Source organism: Plantibacter sp. lyk4-40-MEA-4 (assembly GCF_030209415.1).
Taxonomy (GTDB): Bacteria; Actinomycetota; Actinomycetes; order Actinomycetales; family Microbacteriaceae; genus Plantibacter; species Plantibacter flavus_A.
This window is the reverse complement of the sequence record NZ_JARVSA010000003.1, coordinates 606,059-626,676: the sequence shown is the minus strand read 5'-3', so window position 1 is coordinate 626,676 and position 20,618 is coordinate 606,059. Positions and strand designations below refer to the sequence as shown.

The following is a 20,618-nucleotide window of genomic DNA, read 5'->3' as shown; positions in this document are numbered from 1 at the left end:
ACTGAGCTTGTCGAAGTGTCCACGGGGTGCCCTTCGACAGGCTCAGGGACCGGGGGAGGTCACGCTCAGGGACTGGGCGTCCGGATCGGTGGGTCCTGGTCGCTGGGCTCGGGTTTCGGTCACTGAGCTTGTCGAAGTGTCCACGGGGTGCCCTTCGACAGGCTCAGGGACCGGGGCTGGTCGGCGCCCTTCGGCGGGCTCAGGGACCGAGGGAGGGCTGACCAGGGACCGCGGGTGGGAGGCGGCTCAGGCGAGCGATGCGGCGATGTCGCGGATCCACGTGCGCACCGACGCGTCGTGCTCGTCGAACCAGTCACCCTCGTAGCCGCGCGGAACGCCCTCCACCACCATGACGAGTGCGAGGTACAGCGACCACAGGCGCGCGCGGGTCCGGGCGTCCTCGTCGGGGAGGAGCTCGCGGCCGGCTACCTCACGGTAGGCGCGGAGGAGTTCCGAGTCGGCGGCGACCGTCTCCGGCACGTCGGTGAAGAGCGCCAGGGAGACGAGGTCGGCGGTCGGGTCGGCCCAGTGCGCGCGTTCATGGTCGATGACGCCGGTCAGTTGGGCGGCCTCCGCCCCGTGCTCGGGCATGACGAGGAGGTTGCCCTCCCAGAGGTCGAAGTGGACCAGTGTCGGCTCCCTCACGCTGTCGAAGGCCGGAAGTGCGGTGTCGATCAGGCGTCGGATCTCGTCCGCCGCGACCGGGAGGTCGACGTCGAACCGCAGGGCGTCGGCGAGGACGGCCTCCACGACGAGTCGGTAGGCGTCGGCTGCGCTCGCCGCCTGGAGCTCCGGGCGTACGGGGTAGCCGAACCGCTTCCCCTCGGCGAGCCCGGTCGACGGATCGGTGGACGCAGCCTGCGCCGGGATGTCGACGTCGCCTGGTTCCACGTGGAACGGCGTGCGACCCGCCTCGTGCAGACGGGCGAGCGTGCGGCCGAGGACGTCGCGGGCGAGGGGGACGGTCTCGGTGCTGTTCGCCGGCCGGCCGGTGAGCTCGTTCATGACGAGCGCGTCGCGTCCGTCGAGCGTCGCCTCGAAGACGATCTCCGGCTGCGGCACCTCCGCACGCCCGAGGATGCGCAGCGCGAGCGCCTCGGTCGCCATGAGTGAGCGCTCGTAGGTGAGCCCGTCGGCGTCGGCGGGGGAGAGCTTGACGATGACGCGCTCGCCGCCGTCGAGTTCGACCGCTGCGACCTCGTTCGCCGTGCCCGCCCCGAGCATCGTGATGGTCGGGCCGCCGGGCTGCATCGCCGGTCGCTCGGCCGCCCAGTGCTCGGCGACCGCGATCATGGTGTCACTGGGGCGAGGCGTTCGGCTCATCCGCCCACGGTAGCGCGCCCCGCGACCTTCGCCCTCCGCTGGCCAGCTCGCCGAGCGCCCCTACCGCGGTCACCGAGCTTGTCGAGGTGCGCAGCCCTGAGCGTCCACAACTCCTGCTGGAGTCGTGCGCGGATCACGCGGGGTGCGGGATCTCCTGGCGGGCGGCGTCGGCGGGCTCATCCTGCAGGAGTCGTGGACGACGGCGGGCGCGTTTCGCGGCGCTCGACGCGCCGATGATGACGATCAGCCCGAGCAGGGTGATGGCCGCACCGGCCCAGATCGGCGAGGTGTAGCCGAGACCCGCGGTGATCGTGACGCCGCCGAGCCAGGCGCCGAGCGCGTTGCCGAGGTTGAACGCGGCGATGTTCGCTCCCGAGGCGAGCGTGGGCGCAGCCGACGCGTACCGCATCACCCGCATCTGCAGGCCGGGCACGGTCGCGAATCCGAAGCCACCCATGAGGACAAGGGCGATCACGGTGGCTACGGGCGACTGCGCGGTCGCGGCGAAGATGACCAGGATGACGGTCAGCACCGCGATCACGACGATGAGCGTCCGGTCGATGTTCCGATCCGCCGCCTTGCCGCCGACGATGTTGCCGACCAGGAGTCCGACGCCGAAGAGGATGAGCAGCCACGGCACCGTGATCGAGGCGAAGCCGCTGACCTCCGTGAGTGTGTACGCGATGTAAGTGAAGGCGCCGAACATGCCGCCGTAGCCGAGGACCGTGACGGCGATCGAGAGCCAGACCTGTCCGGAGCGGAATGCGCGCAGCTCGGCGAGCAGTGATGCCGGGGCCCCGTCGCGCTTCGGCTTCGGCACGAGGGTCAGGATGCCGATGAAGGCGATGACCCCGATCACCGTGATGGCCCAGAAGGTCGAGCGCCAGCCGAAGTGCTGGCCGAGCAGTGTGCCGAAGGGGACGCCGAGCACGTTCGCCGCGGTGAGGCCGGTGAACATGATCGCGATCGCGCCGGCCTGTCTGTGTGCGGGGACCATCGCCGCCGCCAGCACCGAGCCGATACCGAAGAACGCTCCGTGGCTGAGGGCGGCGAGGATGCGGCCCGCGAGCATGACCTGGTAGTCGCCGGCGAGTGCGGAGACGAGGTTGCCGGCGATGAAGAGCACCATCAGGGCCAGCAGGACGGGCTTCTTCGGCAGCCGGGTGACCGCCGCGGTGAGGGCGAGCGCCCCGACGACGACGGCCAGGGCGTAGCCGGAGATGAGCCAGCCGGCTGCGGCCTCCGAGACGCTGAAGTCGGCCGCCACCTCGGGCAGCAGCCCCATGATGACGAATTCCGTGAGGCCGATGCCGAAGCCGCCGAGGGCGAGGGCGATGAGACCGAGTGGCATGACGATTCCTGCGATTCCTGGGGGTCGTGGGGGAGTGCTGGTGGCCGGAGGGTGGGACGCGTACGCTGATAGTTGCAGACGCGTGATCGATATCGTTGCACGCGCTAGGTAATAGCGCAAGCAACTATGTGCGTCTGCAATCAATTGATCCATGTTCGAACCGAGGAGTCCCGATGGGCATCGCCGACGACGCTGTTGAGATCCGCGCGCAGGGGTGGCGGACGCTCGCCGCCCTGTACGGATCGATCGAGTCCGATCTGGAACGTGCGCTGCAGGCCGAGGCCCGGCTCTCGGTGGTCGAGTACACCGTGCTCGACGCCCTGGGGCGCCAGGACGGCTGGCACATGCGCATGCAGCAGCTCGCCCGCGCGACGGCCTTGTCGCCGAGCGCCACCACCCGGCTCGTCAACCGCCTCGAGGATCGCGCGCTCCTCACCCGTGTGCTGTGCGCCGACGACCGCCGCGGGGTCTACACCGAGCTCACGGCGGCCGGGAAGGCGCTGCTCGAGGAGGCCCGACCGGTGCACGATCGCGCCCTGGAGGAGTCGCTCACCATCGCGGAGTCGCTCCCGGAGCTCGCGCCGCTCGTGGAAGCGATCCACCGGTTGGAGCCCGTCCCGTCCACCGTCTGATCGACCGGACCGTTCTCAGGAGAACTCCGGCGCGTCGCCCGGGGAGCAGGGCGGCGTGCCGGAGGAGGCCTGAAACAAGGACGTTTGCGTCGCAGAACGGTGCAGGCGCGTCGGCGGGTGATGCCAAGCTGAGTCGTCCGACCCGAGGGAGCACGATGAGCACCGCAGCACCGAACACCCGTGTCACCGCGCTCGTCGCACCAGGCTCCCGCAGGGTGCTGGGCGCCTATCTCGGCGCTGCGCTCATCTGGGGCGCCAGCTTCCTCTTCATGAAGACGGGCCTCACCGGACTCGCTCCGACGCAGGTCGCACTGTCCCGCGTCGTGCTCGGCGCCGTCACGCTCTGCATCATCATGCTCGTCACCCGACGCCGCTGGCCGCGGGAGCGTCGACTCTGGGCGCACCTCGCCGTCGTCTCCGTCTTCCTCTGCGTCGCCCCGTTCCTCCTGTTCTCCTGGGCGGGACAGTTCCTGCCGTCCGGACTGTCGAGCATCCTCAACGCGACCACACCGATCATGACGCTCGCCGTCGGCGCGGTGTTCCTCCCGAAGGAGCGGCTGAACGGCCTGCAGGTGTTCGGTATCTTCGTCGGAGCCCTCGGCGTCGCGATCGTCGTCGGTCCCTGGCGCGTCCTGGCCGACCCGGCGATCCTCGAGTCCATCCCGGCTCAGCTCGCCTGCCTCGGCGCGACCCTCTGCTACGGCATCGCCTTCGTCTACCTCCGGAAGTTCGTCCTCGGCACCCACGGCTACGACGCGGTGGTCATCTCGGCCGTGGAGATCTCGCTCGCCGCCGTCATCATGCTCGTGCTCTCGCCGTTCATCGCGATGCAGCCGGTGTCGCTCGACGTCCCGGTCGTCCTCAGCATGCTCGCCCTGGGAGCACTCGGTACCGGCGTCGCCTACATCTGGATGACGACGATCGTCGACTCCTGGGGTCCGACGGCGGCGTCCACCGTCACCTACCTCACACCCCTCGTCGGTGTCGTCCTCGGCATCCTCGTGCTCGGTGAGGTCCTGCACTGGAACGAGCCGGTGGGCGGCGTGATCGTCGTGCTCGGCATCCTCGTGAGCCAGGGCCGGCTCCGGCTCCGGCGGCGCACGCCCCCACTCTCGGCATAGGGTGGCTGGACGGCCGCGCGCTGACGGTCACGGCCCTTCCCACGGAACGAGGTTTCACATGCGCATCGCATCAGGGCAGTTCTCCGCCGGAACGGACATCGACGAGAACCTCGCCAGTGTGGTCGCCCTGCTCGGTGAGGCCGCGGCGGGCGGCGCCGAACTGCTCGTGCTGCCGGAGATGAGCAGCTACGCCACCTCGGAGCCGCCGAGCGCGCTCGCCGCGATCGCCCAGCCACTCGACGGCCCCTTCATCACGGGCGTCGCCGCCGCAGCCGCAGCGCGCTCCCTCCCGACGGTCGTCGGCACCATCGAGGAGAACCCCGGAGGGTTGCCCTACAACACGCTCGTGGCGATCGACGCCGAGGGGAACATCACCGCGACGTACCGGAAGGTGCACCTCTACGACGCCTTCGGCTACGCCGAGAGTGACGGCATCTCGGCCGGCGAGCTCACCGAACCGTTCGTCCTCGAGCTCGGCGACCTCCGCATCGGGGCCTTCACCTGCTACGACCTCCGCTTCCCGGAGAGCGCGCGGCGCCTCATCGACGCCGGCGCCAACGTCATCCTGCTGCCCGCGATGTGGATCGTCGGCCCGGGCAAGGAGGACGCCTGGACCACCCTCGTCCGCGCCCGGGCCATCGAGAACACCGCCTACGTCGTGAGCGCCAACCAGACCGGCCCGCTCGCCACCGGCAACTCGATCATCGTCGACCCCGCCGGCGTCGTCATCGCCGCCGCCGGCGAGGCACCCGGTGTGGTGTTCGCCGAGCTCGATCCGGCGCGGCTCGACACCTTGCGGGCGCGGGTGCCTTCGCTCGCCAACCGCCGGTTCACCGTGGTCCCGCGGACCGCCGAATGAGCGTGGGCGAACGCGTGAGCGACCCGGTCGGTCTCTCGGAGGTCGTCTCCATCACGCGCGACCTCATCCGGATCGATACCTCGAACTACGGCGGCGGGCGTGCCGTCGGCGAGTCCCGCGCGGCGGACCTCGTCGAACGCCTGCTCGGTGAGGTCGGGATCGTGTGCGAGCGCTTCGAGGCAGAGCCCGGCAGGACGAACCTCGTCGCGCGATGGCCGGGTCGTGACCGCACGCTGCCCGGTCTGCTGCTGCACGGGCACCTCGACGTCGTCCCGGTCGACGCGGCCGCGTGGACGGTCGACCCGTTCGGCGGTGAGATCGCCGACGGCATGCTGTGGGGCCGCGGCGCCGTCGACATGAAGAACATGGTGGCGATGATCGTCGCGTCGGTCCGGCGCATGGTGACGGCTGGGGAGCAGCCCGAGCGCGACGTCGTCCTGGCGTTCTTCGCCGACGAGGAGGCCGGGTGCGTCCTCGGCTCGCAGTGGATGGTGGAGCACCACCCGGAGCAGTTCGCCGGCGTCCGCGACGCGATCAGCGAGGGCGGCGGGTACAGCGTCACCCTCGGCGAACGGGCCGACACCCGCGCGTACCTGCTCAACACCGGTGAGAAGGGCGTGCTCTGGTTGCGCCTGACCGCCCACGGTGCCGCCGGTCACGCCTCGCTCGCGAGCCAGGATTCGGCGATCGTGAAGCTCGCCGCCGCCGTCGGCCGGATCGGCGCGCTCGACTGGCCGGTGTCGTTCACCGAGACCACGACGCACCTGTTCCAGCGACTGCGCGAACTGACCGGAGCGTCCTCCGAGCTGTCGCCGTTCGAACTCGCCGCGCTCGTCGGTCCCAGCGCATCGCGGCTGCGCGCCGGCCTGCAGAACGTGGCGAACGTCACCATGATCACCGGCGGGTACAAGGAGAACGTGATCCCCGAGTCCGCGACCGCGACGGTCGACGCCCGGTTCCTGCCCGGCCAGCGGGACGAGGTCATCGCGCGCATCCGGGAGGCGGCGGGCGAGGGGGTCGACGTCGAGGTCCAGCTGGAGCTCATCGCGATGGAGTCGCCGAACGACGGTGAGCTCGTCTCGGTGATCGAAGCGGTCATCGAGCGGCACGATCCCGGTGCGACCGTGCTCCCGCACCTCATCCCCGGCGGCACCGACGCGAAGGCGCTCAGCCGACTCGGCATCACGGGGTACGGGTTCATCCCGCTCAGGTTGCCGGCGGACTTCGACTTCCCCGGGATGTTCCACGGTGTCGACGAACGTGTGCCACTCGATGCGCTCGACTTCGGCTGCGCGGTGCTCACAGACATCATCCGCTCGGTCTGACGGGCAGGGGACCGGGGGCCGACCGGTGTTCGGGTTCGCCGATCGGCCACCCGGGGTCGGGTGGCACGGGGTTCTGGCGAGCTCGGGGTCCGGGAGTCTCGGCGGTACTAGCGTGCGGGTGGTGCAGGCGGAACAGGCGTCGTCGCCGTTGCGAACGGACCGGAGAGCCTCGCCCACTGCAGCAGCATGATGGTCTTCGCGTCGATGATGTCGTCACCGATGCGCGCGACCGCGTCGTCGATGTCGAGTTCGAGGAGTTCGATCTCCTCGCCCTCCTCGGCGAGCCCGCCCCAGTCGCCGCGACGCGCAGCGGGGTCGTACTCGGCCGCGTAGAAGTGCAGGCGCTCGGTCACGGAGCCGGGGCTCATGAAGGCGTCGAACACGTGCTGGACGGCCTCGACCGCGAATCCGGTCTCCTCGCGGGCCTCGCGGGCGACCGCCGTCTCGGGATCGTCGTCGTCGAGCAGGCCCGCGGCGGTCTCGATGAGCTCGCCGGTCGGGTGTCCGTTGACGTAGGCCGGGTAGCGGAACTGCCTGGTGAGCAGGACCTTCCGGGAGTCACCGTGGTAGAGCAGGATGGTCGCGCCGTTGCCGCGGTCGTAGGTCTCGCGCTGCTGCGTCGACCATGCGCCTGAGCGGTCCTGGACCCGCAGGGTCGTCCGGCGGAGGACGTGCCAGGCGGCGGCGACCAGTTCCACGTCGGTCACCTGGACGCGCGGGTTGCCGGTGAGGTCGAGACCGGTCCGGTGCAGGCCGGTGCGCCCGCGGGCGTCGGGGAGGTCTGCTCCGGGTTGCGGCTCCCGGACCGTCGTGGAATCGGCCATCCATCGAGTGTACGACCGCCTGCGAACCGCATACGAGCGGGATGTCCCGGGGGGGGGGGGGGGCGCCGCCCGGGAGAGCCCTGCTGCGCGACGCGCTCGATCGTGAATGGCGACCGGTCTTCGGTTTTCGCGGGTTCTGCAACATACTGGTGGGAGCACCGGTCGCGGTCCACGGAGGACCCCCGTCGAAAGGCACTCGATGACGAGCAGCAGTCCCGCCAGTAGCAGCCCCGTCGCCAGCGGAGGCACCACGGCATCGGCGCGGTCGGTCGCCTGGGTCGTGACCACCCAGGACGCCCCCTGGCAGGAGCAGCAGGCCCTCGGGTTCGGTCGACTCGCGGGTATGCCGAACGTCATGGTCGACGTGACGAACCCGCAACAGACCGTCGACGGCATCGGCGGGTGTTTCAACGAACTCGGCTGGACCGCGCTCGGGCTCCTGTCCGAGGAGGACCGAGAGGGCATCCTGTCCGACCTCTTCACGCCGGGCGCGGGGCTCAACCTCTCGCTCTGCCGCATGCCCGTCGGCGCCAACGACTTCTCCACCGACTGGTACTCCTACGACGAGGTCGACGGCGACTTCGACCTCGAGCAGTTCAGCATCGACCACGACCGCGCGACGCTCGTCCCCTTCATCCAGGCGGCACAGCGCTACCAGGGCGACCTGCGCCTCTGGGCGTCGCCGTGGAGCCCGCCCACCTGGATGAAGACGAACGGGCACTACGCGGCCGCGCGACCCTGGGCGGAGTCAGGCGTCGACAACGGCATCCGTGACGACCAGCTGGGCTCCGAGGGGACGGATCTCTTCATCCTCGAGGACCGCTACCTCGAGACCTACGCCCGGTACTTCGCCCGCTTCGTCGAGGCCTACGGCGAGGAGGGCATCCGGGTCGAGATGGTCATGCCGCAGAACGAGTTCAACTCGGCGCAGGTGTTCCCGAGCTGTGTGTGGACGGCCGAGGGGCTCGCTCGGTTCATCGCCGTCCTCGGGCCGGAGATGGACCGTCTCGGAGTGCGGGTCTTCCTCGGCACGCAGGAGCGGCCGCACGACGCGCAGATCGAGACCGTGCTCCGGGATCCGGCGGCCGGTCCCTGGGTCGCCGGAGTCGGATTCCAATGGGCCGGCAAGGGCGCGATCGCCGCGGTGCATCACGCCCACCCGGACCTCGCGCTGTACCAGACCGAGCAGGAGTGCGGTGACGGCCGGAACGACTGGCGCTTCGTGCGGCACACCTGGGGACTCATGCGCCACTTCTTCACGCACGGCGCGCAGGCCTACACGTACTGGAACCTCGCGCTCACCGAGGGAGGGGTCAGTCGCTGGGGCTGGGCGCAGAACTCGCTCGTCGTCGTGGATCCCGAGACCCGGGCCTTCCGCTACACGCACGAGTACTTCCTCATGCGGCACCTGGGGCACTTCCTGCAGCCGGGAGCGCAGCGGCTCGCAACGATGAGCTGGACCGGGCACGAGAACCTGCTCGCCTTCCGCAACCCGGACGGCGTCGTCGTGCTCGTGATGCAGAACGACCTCGGCGAGCCGCTCCCCGTCCAGATCGTGGTGGGCGACGACGTCATCACCCCGACCCTGCCGGCCGACTCCTTCGTGACGCTCGTGATCCCGCCCGCCTGACCGTCGGTGCCGGAGCCACCCCTTGTGGGCGGTCGCCTCTGCGGCCTAGCCTCTCGCGTACCGGCACCGGCGACGGAGGACACATGGGCAGGCTCATCTATTCGGCGATCAGCTCGCTCGACGGCTACCTCGCCGATGAGGAGGGCCGCTTCGACTGGAGCGCCCCGGATGCCGAGGTGCACGCCTTCGTGAACGAGCTCTCCCGGCCGATCGGCACCTACCTGTTCGGCCGACGCATGTACGAGATCATGACGTTCTGGGAGACGGCGGACGAGCTGCCGGACGAGCCTCGCGAGATCGCCGACTTCGCGGCTCTGTGGCTCGCGGCCGACAAGGTCGTGTACTCCACGTCGCTCGATGCGGTCTCGACGGCACGGACCACGCTCGAGCGATCGTTCGACCCGGAGGCCGTTCGCCGGTGGAAGGCGGAATCGGACCGCGACCTCAGCGTCGGCGGCCCGCACCTCGCAGCCGAGGCGATGGCAGCGGGGCTCGTCGACGAGGTGCAGCTGTTCCTCTCACCGGTGATCGTCGGTGGCGGCTTGCGTGCGCTGCCGGCCAACCTCCGGCGACGCCTGGAACTCGTCGACGAGCGTCGCTTCGAGGCCGGCGTCGTCCACCTCCGCTACACCGTCACCGGCGAGCCCGTCTGAGGTGAGGCAGTCTGTCGCGGGGATACCCCGGGAGCGACCAGATGCCTCACCTCACGGATCAGACGGCCTCGAGGATGATCGCGGAGCCCTGGCCGCCACCACCGCAGATACCGGCGGCACCGATCGAACCCGAGCCGGCGGCGGCGAGACGACGGGCGAGGTGGCCGACGATCCGCGTACCGGAAGCGCCGATCGGGTGACCGAGGGCGATCGCGCCGCCGTTCGCGTTCACGATCGCGGGATCCACGCCGAGCTCGTTCGTGGAGTGGACCGACACGGCGGCGAACGCCTCGTTGATTTCGACCGCTGCGAGGTCGCCCGTCGTGTGGGAGGTCTTCGCGAGGGCTGCGACGATCGCGTTCGAGGGCTGGGCGTGCAGGCTGACGTCGGGTCCGGCGACGAGCGCGTGCGCGACGACGCGTGCGATCGGGGTGAGTCCCCGTGCCGCAGCGGCTTGCTCGCTCATGAGCACGATTGCAGCCGCTCCGTCGGTGATCTGGGAGGAGTTGCCCGCGGTGATCGTTCCCTCGCCGCCGAACGCGGGACGCAGCCCGGCCAGCGACTCGGCCGTGGTGTCGGCGCGCAGTCCGTCGTCGGCGCTCACGACGGTCGGACCCTTGCGACCCGGCACGGAGAAGGGTTCGATCTCCTCGGCCTGGACGTCCGCAGCTGCTGCGAGCCGCTGGTGTGACCCGGCCGCCCAGGCGTCCTGCTCCGGGCGTGCGATGCCGAGCGGGCCGTTGCGCTCCTCGGTGGACGAACCCATCGACCGGTGCTCGAACGCATCGGTCAGGCCGTCGTGGTCGAGGGTGTCGACGAGCTCGATGGCGCCATAGCGCTTGCCGGCGCGCGAGCCCGACCAGGCGTGCGGGGCGAGGCTCATCGACTCCTGGCCGAGCGCGACGACGACGTCGACCTCGCCGGCGTCGATGAGACGCGTGCCGGTGACGATCGCCTCCATGCCGGAGAGGCACACGGCGTTGACGGTGATGGCGGGGACGGTGAAGGGGATGTCGGCCCCGACGGCGGACTGCCGGGCGGGGTTCTGGCCGGCGGCGCCCTGCAACACCTGGCCGGCGATGACCTGCTGGACGTCGGCGGCGTCGACCCCCGCCCGCGACAGGGCCGCGCGGATGGCGTGGGCGCCGAGCTCGGTGGCGGGTACGGACGCGAACGCCCCGTTGAACTTCACGAACGGGGTGCGGGCGTACCCGACGATGACGGTGCTCATGCGTGTGCCTCCTGAGGCGTGGCGGGTGCGGTCGGCACCTCGCCGGTGGTGGTGGGGTCGAGTTCGACGGAGAACTCCGCGCCCGTCAGGGTGCGCAGCTCGGCGACGCTCGTGTCGGGCGCGAAGGCCCGCAGGACGAGCGTCCCCTCGACGATATCGAAGACGGCGCGGTCGCTGATGATGCGGTCGACGACACCGACGCCGGTGAGCGGGAGATCGCACCGCTCGACGATCTTCGGGCTGCCGTCCTTCGCGACGTGCTCGGTGACGACCACCACCCGCGGGGTCCCGGCGACGAGGTCCATCGCGCCGCCCATGCCCTTGACGAGCTTGCCCGGGATCGTCCAGTTCGCGAGGTCGCCCGCACCCGAGACCTGGAGCGCACCGAGGATGGCCAGTTGCACGTGGCCGCCGCGGATCATGCCGAACGAGGTCGCCGAGTCGAAGTAGCTCCCGCCCTCCAGGAGCGTGACCGTCTGCTTCCCGGCGTTGATGAGGTCGGCGTCCTCCTCGCCCTCGATCGGGAACGGACCCATGCCGAGCAGGCCGTTCTCGCTCTGGAGCGTGACGTGGACCCCCGGCGGGACGTGGTTCGCGACGAGCGTCGGGATCCCGATGCCGAGGTTCACGTACTCGCCGTCGCGGAGTTCGGTCGCCGCGATCGCGGCCATGTCGTCTCTCGTCCACATGATGATCAGGCTCCTGCCGGTGTCGTGGTGGCGGCCGCCGGGCGGACGGTGCGCTGTTCGATGTCCTTCACCCGCGGCGTCGCCGTGACGAGGCGCTGGACGAAGATGCCGGGGGTGACGACGCTGTTCGGGTCGAGGTAGCCGTCCTCGACGACCTCCTCGGCCTCGGCGATCGTCAGCCGGCCGGCGGTCGCGACGATCGGGTTGAAGTTCCGCGCGGTGTGCCGGAAGACGAGGTTGCCCTCGCGATCGGCGCGGAACGCGTGCACGAGGGCCACGTCGGCGACGATGCCGCGCTCGAGGACGTAGGTCTCCCCGTCGAACACCTCCGTCGGCTTGCCCTCGGCGACCGGGGTGCCGACGCCGGTCTTCGTGTAGAACCCGGCGATACCGGCGCCGCCCGCGCGCAGCCGCTCGGCGAGCGTGCCCTGCGGCGTGAATTCGACCTCGAGCTCGCCGTCGAGGAACTGCTTGGCGAAGAGCTTGTTCTCGCCCACGTACGACGCGACGACCTTCCGCACCTGTCGGTTCTCGAGGAGGATGCCGAGGCCCTTTCCGTCGACGCCCATGTTGTTGGAGACGATCGTGAGGTCGGTGGCACCGGTGTCCCGGAGGGCCTCGATGAGGTCGGTCGGGTTGCCGCTCAGGCCGAACCCGCCGACCGCGACGGTCGCTCCGTCCTGGACGACCTCGTGCAACGCCTCGGCGGCGCTCGACCAGTGTTTCGTCATGTCACTCCCTTGTGGATGGCGTGCCGGCTTGACCACATGGTGGTGCAAGCCGATCGTCTCTCCAGTAGTCAGTCACAGCCGTACTGCGGTGTCAAAGGTGGCATCGGGCCCGATCCCGGATTCGCTCATGACGTGGTCCCGGCTGCGGCGTAGGCTCACCATGTGGACAAGCTGATGGTGCGACGTGGCTGAGGGGATGCGCGGCGCCCAGGTCGTCTCGCGCGTGAGTCGGATCCTCAAGATCGTGTCGGAGCATCCCGGCGGGGCGTCGTCTTCGGCGGTGGCCGCGGCCGCCGGGCTCACACGGCCGACGGCGCACCGCCTGCTCGCCTCGCTCGCTGCCGAGGGCTTCCTCGACCACGACCTCCGCGCCGCCCGGTGGCACCTCGGTCCGGAGCTGTTCCTCCTCGGATCGCTCGCGGCGGAGCGGTACGACGTCGCGGAGCTCGCCCGGGAGAGCGTGCGGATCCTCGCGCACGAGAGCGGCGAAAGCGCCTTCCTGTCGGTGCGCCGTGGCTTCGAGACCGTGTGTCTGTTGCGCGAGGAGGGGAGTTTCCCAGTGCGGTCGTTCGTCCTGACGGAGGGGGTCCGCTTCCCGCTGGGGGTCGCGTCGGCAGGACTGGCGATCCTCGCGTTCTCTAGCGACGGGGAGATCGACGACTACCTGGGTCGCGCCGACCTCGACGAGCGGTGGGGCGAGGCCCATGCCGCCGATCGCGTGCGCGAGCGGATCCGTGAGACGCGCGAGCGCGGGTACGCGGTGAACCCGGCGCTCATCCTCGAAGGCAGCTGGGGCATGGGTGCGGCGGTCTTCGATGCGGCGGGGAAGCCCGCCTGGGCGCTCAGTCTCACCGGGATCGAGTCCCGGTTCCGGCCTGAGCGCCAGGCGTTCCTCGGTGGCCTGCTGCTGGAGCAGGCGCACGAGCTGTCGAAGCGCCTCCGCTGAGGCGGGCGGTCGGTCCCTGCGCCGAGCCGCACTTCGACAGGCTCAGTGACCGGCGGTCCGGTCCCTGAGCCTGTCGAAGGGCGAGTACTACTCCGAGACGGCGGACAGCTCCTCGAACTCGTCGTCGGTGAGCTCGATCGTCGCGCCCTGCAGGTTGTCCTCGAGGTGCTCGATGCTCGACGTCCCCGGGATCGGGAGCATGACGGGCGAGCGCTTGAGCAGCCAGGCCAGCGCGAGCTGCGACGGGGTCGCGTCGTGTCGCTCGGCGAGCTGTGTGAGCGGGCCGTCCTCTTTGCTGAGGGCGCCGGTCGCCAGCGGGAACCACGGGATGAAGGCGACGCCGTGCTCGGTCGACCAGTCGAGGAGGTCCTCCGAGGAGCGGTCGGTGAGGTTGTAGAGGTTCTGCACCGACGCGATCGGAGCGATCTGCTGGGCCGCCTCGACCTCGGCGACGCTGACCTGGCTGAGGCCGATGTGTCGGATCTTGCCCTCGTCCTGCAGCTTGCGCAGTTCGCCGATCTGGTCCTCGAACGGCACGGTCGGGTCGATCCGGTGCAACTGCAGGAGGTCGATGCGGTCGACGGCGAGACGACGGAGGCCGAGCTCGACCTGCTGGCGGAGGTAGGCGGGCACGCCGGTTGGCGTCCACTCGCCGGGACCCTGTCGCGTCTGTCCGACCTTCGTCGCGATCACGATGTCGTCGTAGGGGTGCAGCGCTTCGCGGAGGAGGGTGTCGGTGACGTCTGGGCCGTAGGCGTCGGCGCTGTCGAAGAAGTTCACGCCGAGCTCGGCGGCGCGCTTGATCAGGCGGATGGCGCCGTCGCGGTCGTCGGGCTCGCCCCAGACACCCTCGCCGGTCAGCTGCATCGTGCCGTAGCCGAGTCGGTTGACGGTGAGGTCGCCGCCGAGCGAGAAGGTGCCGGCGGCGGTTGCGGGGCGTGTGGTGGTGTCGGTCATGCGGGTGCTCCTTCGGAGGAATGCGGAAAGTCCAGCCAAGCACCGGCGGCTGGGAGGCGCACCCCCCTTGCGTTCGGTCCCCGAGCCTCTCGACGGGGTCCCTCGGTGGCCGTCAGGCCGCAGCGGCCTCGAGGGCGGCGCGGAAGGCGACGATCGCCGGGCGGGTGACGCCGGCCTCGCGCGCTGAGGTGAAGATGGTGCGTCGCGGGAGGTCGGGCAGGTCGACGAGGCGACAGCTGGCCGGCTGGCCCGCCCACTGGAGGTCGGGGATGAGGGCGACCGCGTTGCCGGACTCGATCAACCGGATCTGCGCCTGCAGGTCGGCGGTCTGGTAACGGACGTCGGGCTCGAACCCCGCGCGGCGGCACAACTGCTCGGCGAAGTGGCGTGACGCCGCTCCGTGCGGCTCCATCACCCAGGGGAGGTCGGCCGCATCCTCGATGCGCAGCACCGGGTGGATCTCGTTCGCGACCGGCGGGCACGCGAGTCGGATCGGGTCGGTGGCGAGCTGACGGCGGTCGAGCCCGGGGTGCCGCGGGGCGGCGTGTGCGGGGTACTGCTCCGCGACGACGACGTCGAAGTCGCGCGCCCAGGTCTCGGCCAGGGCGGTCTCCGGCTCGTGTTGCACCATCTCCACGCGGACGTCCGGGTGGTCGCGCCGCATGGCGCTCAGGGCCGCCGGCATGAGCGCGAGCGCCGCCGACTGGAAGACCGCGACGCGGATGGTGCCCGACACGGTCGTGAGGGACGCCCCGAGGTCGGCCTCGGCGCGCTCGAGCGTGTCGAGGAGCGCGTCCGTGTGCCCCACGAGGATCTCGGCCTGTGGGGTGAGCTGCACCCGTCGACCGACCTTCCGCAGGAGCTCGACGCCGGTCTCCTGCTCGAGGACCGAGAGCTGTTGCGACACCGAAGAGGGGCTGAAGTTGAGGGCGGAGGCGACCTCGGCGATCGTCCCGCGGATCTTGAGTTCGCGCAGCAGGCGGAGCCGTCGGACGTCCAGCACGGTGCCCTCCAAAACCATCGGCTCAACCGATGGATATCATTCGAAAACCTTCGCTGTATCTTATTGGTCCAGACGCCGATACTGGCTCCATGACCGACACTCTTGCATCGACGCAGCAGCTCGACCGCGACGCCCTCGCCACCGAGGCCATCGCCCTCGTCCGCCGCTGGCTCCAGACGGCCTCGACGATCCCCGCCGACGCCTCCGCGCAGCAGCTCGCCGGTGTATTGAAGGACCCGACCGGCCTCGAGTTCACGGTCGGCTTCGTCGACGGCGTCGTGCGTCCGGAGGACCTCCGCGTCGCGGCCCGCACCCTGCAGACGATCGCCCCGAAGGTGCCCGCATTCCTCCCCTGGTACTTGAAGGCCGCCGTCCGCTGCGGTGGTGCGTTCGCCCCGATCCTGCCCGGCGTCGTCATCCCGATCTCCCGCAAGGTGCTCCGGAACATGGTCGGCCACCTCGTCGTCGACGCCACCGATAAGAAGCTCGGCCCCGCGATCGCGAAGATCAAGACGCCCGGCACGCGGCTCAACGTCAACCTGCTCGGCGAGGCCGTCCTCGGCACGGGTGAGGCGGCACGTCGTCTCGAGGGCACCCACAAGCTGCTCGCGCGCCCCGACGTCGACTACGTGTCGATCAAGGTGTCGTCGACCGTCAGCCCCCACTCGGTCTGGGCGTTCGACGAAGCCGTCGAGCACGTCGTCACCAGCCTCACCCCGCTGTTCGAGCGTGCCGCCAAGGCGACACCTGCGAAGTTCATCAACCTCGACATGGAGGAGTACAAGGACCTCGACCTCACCATCGCGGTCTTCACCAAGCTCCTCGACCTTCCGCAGTTCCACGACCTCGAGGCCGGCATCGTCCTGCAGGCCTACCTCCCCGACGCGCTCTCCGCGATGATCCGTCTCCAGGAGTGGTCGGCCGGTCGTCGTGCCGCGGGCGGAGCCGGCATCAAGGTGCGCATCGTCAAGGGCGCCAACCTCCCCATGGAACAGGTCGAGTCCTCCCTCCACGACTGGCCGCTCGCCACCTGGTCCACCAAGCAGGACTCCGACACCAACTACAAGCGCGTCGTCGAGTACGCCCTGCACCCCGACCGCATCGACAACGTGCGCATCGGCGTCGCCGGCCACAACCTCTTCGACATCGCCTTCGCCTGGCTGCTCGCCAAGCAGCGTGGCGTCGAGCGCGGCGTCGAGTTCGAGATGCTGCTCGGCATGGCCCAGGGTCAGGCCGAGGCCGTGAAGCGCGACGTCGGCGAGCTCCTGCTCTACACGCCGGTCGTGCACCCGCAGGAGTTCGACGTCGCCATCGCGTACCTCATCCGCCGCCTGGAGGAGGGCGCGAGCCAGGACAACTTCATGTCCGCCGTGTTCGAGCTGAGTGAGAACGAGACCCTCTTCGCCCGTGAGCAGCAGCGATTCCTCGCGTCGCTTGCGGAGCTTGACACCACCGTCCCCGCGCCGAACCGGCAGCAGGACCGCACGAAGCCCGCAGAGGCCTCGCCGGTGGACGCGTTCGAGAACACCCCCGACACCGACCCGTCGCTCCCCGCGAACCGCGTCTGGGGACGCGACATCCTCACCCGCGTCGCCGAGTCGCGGCTCGGGAACGACACCGTCGCCGCGTCCATCCTCGACAGCGTCGAAGCCCTCGACGCCGTCATCGACGGGGCGACCGCAGCGGGCGCCTCGTGGGGGTCGCTCTCCGGCGCCGAGCGTGCGGTCATCCTGCACCGCGCCGGCGACGTCCTCGAGCAGCGTCGCGCCGACCTCATGGAGGTCATGGCGTCCGAGACCGGCAAGACCCTCGACCAGTCCGACCCCGAGGTGTCGGAGGCGATCGACTTCGCCCACTACTACGCCGAGCGCGCCCGCGAGCTCGATCACGTGGACGGCGCGACCTTCACCCCCGCGAAGCTCACCGTCGTCACCCCGCCGTGGAACTTCCCCGTCGCCATCCCCGCCGGCTCGACCCTCGCGGCGCTCGCCGCCGGATCGCCCGTCATCATCAAGCCCGCCCGTCAGGCTCGCCGCAGCGGTGCCGTCATGATCGAGGCGCTGTGGGAGGCCGGTGTGCCGCGCGAGGTGCTCCGCTTCGCCCAGCTGGCCGACAACTCGCTCGGTGAGCGCCTGATCGCCCACCCGGCGGTGGAGCGCGTCATCCTCACCGGTGGCTACGAGACCGCGGAGCTGTTCCGCTCCTTCCGCCCCGAGTTGCCGCTCCTCGCCGAGACGTCGGGGAAGAACGCGATCATCGTCACGCCGAGCGCCGACCTCGACCTCGCGGTGAAGGACGTCGTCGCGTCGGCCTTCGGTCACGCCGGCCAGAAGTGCTCGGCCGCGTCGCTCGTGATCCTGGTCGGTTCGGTCGCCTCCTCGCGCCGCTTCCGTCACCAGCTCGTCGACGCCGTCACGTCGCTCAAGGTCGGCTACCCGGTCGACCCGAGCACGCAGATGGGCCCGATCATCGAGCCGGCGAAGGGCAAGCTGCTCGGCGGCCTGACGACGCTCGGCACCGGTGAGTCGTGGCTCGTCGAGCCGAAGCAGCTCGACGACAGCGGCAAGCTGTGGAGCCCAGGCGTCCGTGCGGGCGTCGCGCGCGGCTCCGAGTACCACCTCACCGAGTACTTCGGCCCGATCCTCGGGATCATGACGGCCGAGACCCTCGAGGAGGCCATCGCGATCCAGAACGAGATCGACTACGGCCTCACCGCCGGGCTGCACTCCCTGAACCCGGCCGAGCTGCGCCTGTGGCTCGACGGCATCCAGGCGGGCAACCTGTACGTGAACCGCGGCATCACCGGCGCGATCGTGCAGCGTCAGCCGTTCGGCGGTTGGAAGAAGTCGGCCGTCGGTGCGGGGACGAAGGCCGGCGGACCGAACTACCTCATCGGTCTCGGCTCGTGGACCAGCGCCGAGAGCACGGCTGAGCGCACCGTCGGTCGGTCGGCGGAGCGCCGCGGCCCGAAGCCCGCTGTCGCCTCGTTGCTGCGTGCCGCTGACGCGGTGCTCACCGCCGACGAGTTCGCGTTCCTGCGTCGGTCTGTCGCGAGCGACGCTGCCGCGTGGGCGGACGAGTTCGGGGTCGCGAAGGACGTCTCGAAGCTGACCGCCGAGCGCAACGTGTTCCGGTACGTGCCTCGTGAGGTCCACGTGCGTCTTGTGGACGGTGGTTCGGTCGCGGAACTCCTCCGCGTCGTCGCCGCCGGTGCGACCGCGGGCGCGACCGTGCACGTGTCGTCCGCCGTCGCGCTGCCGCCGAAGCTCGTCCCGGCCGTCGAGGCCATCGCCGGTGGGATCACCGTCGAGAGCGAGGACCGCTGGTACGTGACCGCCGCCTCACTCGTCGGGACGAAGGCCGGCGCGCGCGTCCGGATCATCGGCGGGACGACCGAGGGTGTCGCCCACGCGACCTCCGGCAGCCCCGACGTCGCGATCTACGCGGGCGACGTCACCGAGGCCGGCCGCATCGAGCTGCTGCCGTTCCTCCAGGAGCAGGCGGTCTCGATCACGGCGCACCGCTTCGGCACGCCGAACCACCTCTCGGACGAGCTCATCTGATCCGACTCCGCGCGGTTCGCAACGCAGGAACGCCCCGGCGTGTCATCCCGACACACCGGGGCGTTCTGTATCACACGCCGGCATCCTCCTGAGTTGTGGACCTGTCTCAGGAGAACCTCGGCGGGTCGGGTGGGTGCGGGGGCGACGCGCCGGAGCTTTCCTGAGTCGGGGACAGAGCGGGGGATCGGCCGAAGGGAGCGGTGGCTAGCGCAGGGTGCCGTGGACGGCGAACTCGTCGATGCGCGCGAGCTCGGCGTCGTCGAAGTCCAACCGGTGGATCGCCGCGTAGTTGCCCTCGAGCTGCTCGACCGAGCTGGCGCCGATGATCGCGGACGTGACCGTGTCGCGACGCAGTACCCACGAGAGCGCCAGCTGCGCCAGCGTCTGGCCGCGTTCTTCGGCGATCGCCTGCAGGCCGCGGGCGCGCTCGAGGTAGGTGTCCGTGATCGACTCCTCGTTGAGGAAGTGGCTCGTCGCCGCACGCGAGTCCGACGGGACCGTGCCGCCGAGGTAGCGGTCGGTCAGCATGCCCTGCGCGAGGGGGCTGAACACGACGGCACCGAGACCGAGGTCGTCGAGGGTGTCGAGCAGGCCGTCCTCGACCTCGCGGGAGAACATCGAGTAGCGGGGCTGGTGCACGAGCAGCGGGACACCGTGCTCACGCAGCGCGGCCACCGCGGCGATGGTCTGCTCGGGGGAGTAGTTCGAGATGCCGGCGTACAGCGCCTTGCCCTGCTTGACCGCCGTCGCGAGCGCACCCATCGTCTCCTCGATCGGGGTCTCCGGGTCGGGGCGGTGCGAGTAGAAGACGTCGACGTACTCGACACCGATACGGCCGAGGCTCTGGTCGAGCGACGACAGCATGGTCTTGCGCGAGCCCCACTCGCCGTAGGGGCCCTGCCACATGTAGTAGCCGGCCTTCGAGGTGATGATGATCTCGTCACGGTGGGCGGCGAGGTCCTCGGCGAAGATGCGGCCGAAGGCGGTCTCGGCGGAACCCGCGGGCGGGCCGTAGTTGTTGGCGAGGTCGAAGTGGGTGATCCCGAGGTCGAAGGCGCGGCGCACGATGGCCCGCTGGACCTCGATGCTGCGGCCTTCGCCGAAGTTGTGCCAGAGACCGAGGGACAGCGCGGGGAGGCGCAGTCCGCTGCGGCCCACTCGGCGGTAGGTCATGTCGTCGTAACGGGTTTCGGCTGCTTCGTAGGGCATGGTCTGCGCTTTCATCATCGAATCGTCGTGGTGCCGGGAGCAAGCGTACCGTGATCGTTCACGGCCGGGCCGGTGCGGCGTCGAGTAGCGTGAGCACGTGTCGTCCACCACGCTTCCACCCGCTGGAGAGCCTCTGCCGCACCCGCGCTCCGGATGCGGGGTCGCGATCGTCCGCGAGGGTCGGATCCTCCTGCTCGAGCGCCTCCGCGAGCCCGAGGCCGGTTCCTGGGGCATCCCCGGCGGAAAGGTCGACTGGATGGAGCGCCTCGAGGATGCCGTCCGCCGTGAGGCTCGGGAGGAGACCGGGCTCGAGCTCGGCTCGATCGAGCTGTTGTGCGTCGTCGACCATTTCGAGCAGGCGCTGCACCAGCACTGGATCTCGCCGGTGTACCTCGCGGAGGACACCGCGGGCGAGCCTGAACTCCGAGAGCCGGAGAAGCACGGCGGTCTCCGGTGGTTCCGGCTCGACGCGTTGCCGGAACGGGTGACCGTGTCGACGGTGGCGGCGGTCGAGGCGATCGCTCGGTCTCGGGAATTCAGGCGCCCGGGCGGCGCCCACTCGTAGACTCGG

General features: G+C 70.3%; 18 protein-coding genes. 9 read left to right on the top strand and 9 right to left on the bottom strand.

Translation table 11 applies throughout. From position 1 onward, the window contains the following. Positions 1–246 precede the first annotated feature (246 nt). A complete protein-coding gene (locus QRN44_RS08170) occupies positions 247–1,323 on the bottom strand; it encodes a phosphotransferase family protein (RefSeq protein WP_285038810.1) in 1,077 nt (358 codons plus the stop codon). A 133-nt stretch (positions 1,324–1,456) separates the two neighbouring features. Continuing rightward, positions 1,457–2,674, bottom strand: a complete 1,218-nt coding sequence (locus QRN44_RS08165; RefSeq protein WP_285038809.1) for an MFS transporter — start codon at positions 2,672–2,674, stop codon at positions 1,457–1,459. A gap of 173 nt (positions 2,675–2,847) precedes the next feature. Here QRN44_RS08165 and QRN44_RS08160 point away from each other — a divergent pair, with 173 nt between their 5' ends. From QRN44_RS08160 to QRN44_RS08145, 4 genes are all read left to right on the top strand, one after another. Next, on the top strand, positions 2,848–3,306 hold the full coding sequence (locus tag QRN44_RS08160; protein ID WP_175116642.1) for a MarR family winged helix-turn-helix transcriptional regulator: 459 nt from the start codon (positions 2,848–2,850) through the stop codon (positions 3,304–3,306). A gap of 155 nt (positions 3,307–3,461) precedes the next feature. After that, on the top strand, positions 3,462–4,427 hold the full coding sequence (locus QRN44_RS08155) for a DMT family transporter (RefSeq protein ID WP_079000470.1): 966 nt from the start codon (positions 3,462–3,464) through the stop codon (positions 4,425–4,427). Positions 4,428–4,485: 58 nt separating this feature from the next. Further along, positions 4,486–5,286, top strand: coding sequence for a carbon-nitrogen hydrolase family protein (locus tag QRN44_RS08150; protein ID WP_285038808.1), 801 nt, complete (start codon positions 4,486–4,488; stop codon positions 5,284–5,286). Continuing rightward, on the top strand, positions 5,283–6,611 hold the full coding sequence (locus tag QRN44_RS08145) for a M20/M25/M40 family metallo-hydrolase (protein ID WP_285038807.1): 1,329 nt from the start codon (positions 5,283–5,285) through the stop codon (positions 6,609–6,611). The genes QRN44_RS08150 and QRN44_RS08145 overlap by 4 nt, the downstream gene beginning before the upstream one ends. Before the next feature lie 107 nt (positions 6,612–6,718). On the opposite strand, the gene QRN44_RS08140 is transcribed toward QRN44_RS08145, so the two are convergent. Then, a complete protein-coding gene (locus QRN44_RS08140; protein ID WP_285038806.1) occupies positions 6,719–7,435 on the bottom strand; it encodes an NUDIX domain-containing protein in 717 nt (238 codons plus the stop codon). 199 nt (positions 7,436–7,634) lie between these two features. Here QRN44_RS08140 and QRN44_RS08135 point away from each other — a divergent pair, with 199 nt between their 5' ends. Beyond that, positions 7,635–9,065, top strand: a complete 1,431-nt coding sequence (locus QRN44_RS08135) for a glycoside hydrolase family 30 protein (RefSeq protein WP_285038805.1) — start codon at positions 7,635–7,637, stop codon at positions 9,063–9,065. 83 nt (positions 9,066–9,148) lie between these two features. Further along, positions 9,149–9,718 carry a dihydrofolate reductase family protein gene (locus QRN44_RS08130; RefSeq protein ID WP_079000480.1) on the top strand — a complete coding sequence of 190 codons (570 nt, stop codon included), beginning with the start codon at positions 9,149–9,151 and terminating at the stop codon, positions 9,716–9,718. A gap of 58 nt (positions 9,719–9,776) precedes the next feature. Here the strand turns inward: QRN44_RS08130 and QRN44_RS08125 are convergent, their stop codons facing one another. From QRN44_RS08125 to QRN44_RS08115, 3 genes are read right to left on the bottom strand one after another with little or no spacing between them, the layout of a single operon-like run. Then, a complete protein-coding gene (locus QRN44_RS08125; RefSeq protein ID WP_121292924.1) occupies positions 9,777–10,949 on the bottom strand; it encodes an acetyl-CoA C-acyltransferase in 1,173 nt (390 codons plus the stop codon). Next, on the bottom strand, positions 10,946–11,638 hold the full coding sequence (locus QRN44_RS08120; protein ID WP_436278696.1) for a 3-oxoacid CoA-transferase subunit B: 693 nt from the start codon (positions 11,636–11,638) through the stop codon (positions 10,946–10,948). Before QRN44_RS08120 ends, QRN44_RS08125 begins: the two co-directional genes overlap by 4 nt. Positions 11,639–11,643: 5 nt before the next feature. Further along, entirely contained in the window at positions 11,644–12,369 is a 726-nt protein-coding gene (locus QRN44_RS08115; RefSeq protein WP_285038804.1) for a CoA transferase subunit A, read from the bottom strand. Positions 12,370–12,565: 196 nt separating this feature from the next. On the opposite strand from QRN44_RS08115, the gene QRN44_RS08110 reads away from it, so the two are divergent. Then, the gene (locus QRN44_RS08110) at positions 12,566–13,315 is read left to right on the top strand and encodes an IclR family transcriptional regulator (protein WP_285038803.1); all 750 of its coding nucleotides are present in this window, start codon (positions 12,566–12,568) and stop codon (positions 13,313–13,315) included. Between the two features lie 87 nt (positions 13,316–13,402). On the opposite strand, the gene QRN44_RS08105 is transcribed toward QRN44_RS08110, so the two are convergent. Then, on the bottom strand, positions 13,403–14,272 hold the full coding sequence (locus QRN44_RS08105) for an aldo/keto reductase (protein WP_079000486.1): 870 nt from the start codon (positions 14,270–14,272) through the stop codon (positions 13,403–13,405). Between the two features lie 112 nt (positions 14,273–14,384). Beyond that, a complete protein-coding gene (locus QRN44_RS08100) occupies positions 14,385–15,275 on the bottom strand; it encodes a LysR family transcriptional regulator (protein WP_121293249.1) in 891 nt (296 codons plus the stop codon). 89 nt (positions 15,276–15,364) lie between these two features. On the opposite strand from QRN44_RS08100, the gene QRN44_RS08095 reads away from it, so the two are divergent. Continuing rightward, a complete protein-coding gene (locus QRN44_RS08095; RefSeq protein ID WP_285038802.1) occupies positions 15,365–18,838 on the top strand; it encodes a bifunctional proline dehydrogenase/L-glutamate gamma-semialdehyde dehydrogenase in 3,474 nt (1,157 codons plus the stop codon). A gap of 204 nt (positions 18,839–19,042) precedes the next feature. On the opposite strand, the gene QRN44_RS08090 is transcribed toward QRN44_RS08095, so the two are convergent. Beyond that, entirely contained in the window at positions 19,043–20,047 is a 1,005-nt protein-coding gene (locus QRN44_RS08090; RefSeq protein WP_175117160.1) for an aldo/keto reductase, read from the bottom strand. A gap of 97 nt (positions 20,048–20,144) precedes the next feature. Between QRN44_RS08090 and QRN44_RS08085 the strand changes: the two genes are divergently transcribed. Further along, positions 20,145–20,612: an NUDIX hydrolase gene (locus tag QRN44_RS08085; protein ID WP_285038801.1), complete on the top strand. Its 468-nt coding sequence runs from the start codon at positions 20,145–20,147 to the stop codon at positions 20,610–20,612. Positions 20,613–20,618 lie beyond the last annotated feature (6 nt).